Here is a 3625-nt window from a genome sequence, read left to right as displayed (position 1 = left end):
TCTTCTCCAGTCTGCCGAGCTTCAGGTCGCTAGCTGGTTGTGGTGGACTCAGCACATATTTTATTTATCTTCCTTTAGCCATAGATTTCATCACTTCTATGTTAGCTCTCCAAGCGCCGAAAGGCATGGCAGCAGTGGATTTAAATCCACTGCTGCCATGCTTTAATCTTGTCTATTTTTCTACATCTATCCACTCAATAAGAACGCCAGATATTAACTTACCATCCGGCATGATGAGGTCATGATCATGAAGAGTTAGATAGCCTAATCTATTATTTTCTACATCTCCCACCTCTATTATTCTTAATCCACTCCAGCGTTTTTCTGGTAACTGAAGTATCTTGTATTGTGAGGAAGAATTAATATTCCGAATGATACTTGCTTCAGCGTTTTTGAAACTTAAGCCACTGAAGGCTACTATCTTATTATTTTCTCGCTTCCATTCCAAAACTAGCAAATTCTCCTTGTTAATGCCGCTAACATTAGCAATTTTATCAAGCATATTATCTAGTACAGGAGATGGTTGGCGGCATAGCTTGACGATATCCTCTATACTTTGTCGTTCTAAGACTTGAATCATGCGTTTATAATTTTGCTCGCCGAATAAAATATCCTGACGAAAGATCTGCTTTGATTTAAACTTATCTAAAACTTGATATGCGCTATATTCTACTCCAATCTTATTATCCTTGTATTTCTTTTCGTATATGATCAGGTTGCCATCTTTTATCTCGTAACTATCTATATAATGATTATGATATGTATAATAGCTTTCGTATAATGTTATAGGTTGAAACATATAAGGACGCACCTCACGCAAAGTGCATGCAATGGCTTTTTTCCCTGATCCATCTAATCTTATATCGTAAATCTTATTTTCAGAATAATCATGTAAACTCGCCAAATTTATTGGCTTGTTGTCATCTCCGTAATATGTTTCTTGTAACAGCAGTGCATCATTAGATGTTGTGTATTTAAAGACATCAACCAACTTGTCTTGAGGAGTCATGATTTTGGTCGTTGTAATAATCACGCTGATATTAGGCATGTATCTTACATCCCTGGTTCGAACTAGTTGCCCTGCTTTGTCATTAATCAAAGTTAACAAAGCTAATGTCTCAGATATACCATTTTTGTTGAAAATAAAGCGGTTCAGCAGATTAGCAGGAATAGTGATAGGCTTGGATAAATCAACATGAGTTGCACTCAATGGATTCATCGGCATAAGACCGTAACCCGGGGCAAAAGCATAGGTATTGATCGGATATTTAAAGATCTCAGGATTAATACGATGGCGGCGTCCCTCTTCTATGTCTTTAAACCACTCGCGAATTGGAGGATAGTAGAAAGCTAGGGCATTATAATAACCGGATGGATAAGCTTGTCCAACATCACGATTCTCGATTTTATTCATACGCATTAATATAGAAGGATCATAACTTCCATCATCGAAGGTATATAACCGCCACTTCTTAATATCATAGTCATAAATCACGCTTAATTGAATTTTAGGCACATATTCTAACATGTCAAAACAGCCTAATCCATTATAATTATAACCGTAACCAACCATACCACATACATATCCAGATGGAGAAACAAGGTAGAAATAAAATGTTATCAACGGAGTATCAAACGGAATTTCGCGTGGAGATATCACGGCATAATCGCGATATGAATAAACATTCATATTGGGATATGCTGCTACAATCAAGAAGAGTGGAGCTTCTTTTAAGCTATAAAATTGCCACGCTATTGGGTTAAAATCTAATTGCTCTAATAAAACATCGAGATCATAAAGCAACCCAGCATTCTGATATCTTCTCCATTCATTTACAAAAGAGGGGCTTAGCATATCTCTAAAATGATGCAGAGTGGGATGAAAACGCACTACTGCTACGGCTGCATCTAATGCCTCTTGCAGATGACAGGGTTCGATGTTGTCTGGAATTTTTAATCCATCTGCGCCCACAATTGGGTCTCGTTCATAAGAGCTCCGCCATTCTGTAGGCAATTCAGGACATGAGACCGAATTGTCGATCAAATCTCTGCGATAGTTAATCACCGGAATTTTTCCTCCGGCCGGATTACCCAGGATATCTTTAACTACCGGATATCTTGATTGGTCAAAAACAATTCTTCCTCTAGGCGCAAATTCATGTTTTAATGTAAATGGTGTAGCAGCGAAGCGTAGGCCTTCTGTTGATACGTATCTTGTCGAGAACATAGGTACTACAGAATTATTAGGTGGGCGTGATGATGCTTTCGGAAGAAAGAAATCACCTTCAGGGTTAAAGCGATCGTGTATATTGATAGTTTTATTCGAATTCAATGATAATGTTATCAGATTATCATTCTGTGATTGTGCTCTGACATTGATATGGAAGCATAAAAAGGCCGTAATGATCAATGGGACTAGGGTTCTCATTCTCATGCTCATACTCACTATTATATCCTCCATGGTGTTATAGTCAAGCCATTTTCCGTATATCTTGGCACTCTTATTTACAGGCGAATGGTTACTAGTTTGGTAAAAAACTAACATGGAAAAATCTTTTCTTTATTCTTTATCAGCCGCTGATTAAGATTAAAATTCTGGATTATGAGAAAGCCGCGAGATATGCTATAATACTTACTATGGCAACATTAGATGATCTGATAAGACAATATAAGGAATCGTCCCGAAATGAAAAACCACCAAAAGCGACTCCAAATCCAGATCATGTAAATAGTGATGAATCAGGTAATAAGGTGGTTGACGAATTGATAGATACCCCTGCATCAAAATCAAACATGGTTAATATAGATTATACGAATATAATGGAAATTTTTTCTGGTATGGAATTCAATGAAGATGTTATGACGGAACCTGAGGATACAAGAGATGAGGAGGATGATGGGGTTATTAAAAGAATAGAGGGATTAGGCCAGGAGAAGTTGACAGATAATTTGCCCACTCAAAATGTTGCAAGCTATGAGAAGAATATTGAAAAGATGGAATTCAATAACACAGCAGCCCAATTAAATCAAGAGCATATATTAAAAGATAAATATATTGACAAAGTAGATGATAATAAAAATAAAGATGAGGAGTTTTTTAGTGCTATTGATGATTTATATAAAGATCGAACGATTTCTGCAGTTAAAACAACTTACGAAAACATACCCTTGAAGATGATCCAAGTAGATATAGGTCAAGTTCGGGCAGCTCTTCCCCGCAGTATTCTACAAGAGTGTAATTTCAATAATGAATCGGTTATTAAAACAGCACTTGAGAAGATGAAGGATGATATTGTAATCAGAGGAGCTATGGAGAAGATATTAGAATTGGCTGATGATATTCGTAAAAACGGTTTGCTGCAGCCAATTGGCGTAGTTATGAAAAAAGACATCTATCAGATCATATATGGAGAAAGAAGATTTTGGGCTAGTATGTACAATTTTATTTTCAACAACGGCAGTGATACCATTTCAGCCATAATCTATCCAGGTGATATATCTAATGAACTGCAAATTCATATGCAGTGGGCTGAGAACATGCAGCGCGTGGATATACCGCCAGGAAGATTGGTTGAGATCGTATGCAATATATATACAAATGTCTTTGACGGTTTAATGAAATCAT

2 protein-coding genes are annotated in these 3625 nt (G+C 36.8%); one reads left to right on the top strand and one right to left on the bottom strand.

The annotated features are described in order from the left end of the window. Positions 1-172: 172 nt before the first annotated feature. Positions 173-2545 (bottom strand): hypothetical protein, encoded by a 2373-nt coding sequence (locus tag NZM04_08015; protein MCS7063967.1) that lies wholly within the window; start codon positions 2543-2545, stop codon positions 173-175. Between the two features lie 92 nt (positions 2546-2637). On the opposite strand from NZM04_08015, the gene NZM04_08010 reads away from it, so the two are divergent. Next, a partial coding sequence (locus tag NZM04_08010) for a ParB N-terminal domain-containing protein (GenBank protein ID MCS7063966.1) occupies positions 2638-3625 on the top strand: 988 nt, incomplete at its 3' end.

The sequence above is a fragment of the Candidatus Methylacidiphilales bacterium genome (assembly GCA_025056655.1).
Lineage (GTDB): Bacteria > Verrucomicrobiota > Verrucomicrobiia > Methylacidiphilales > JANWVL01 > JANWVL01.
Note: the sequence above shows the minus strand (reverse complement) of the source record. Positions and strands in the feature narration are given on the sequence as shown.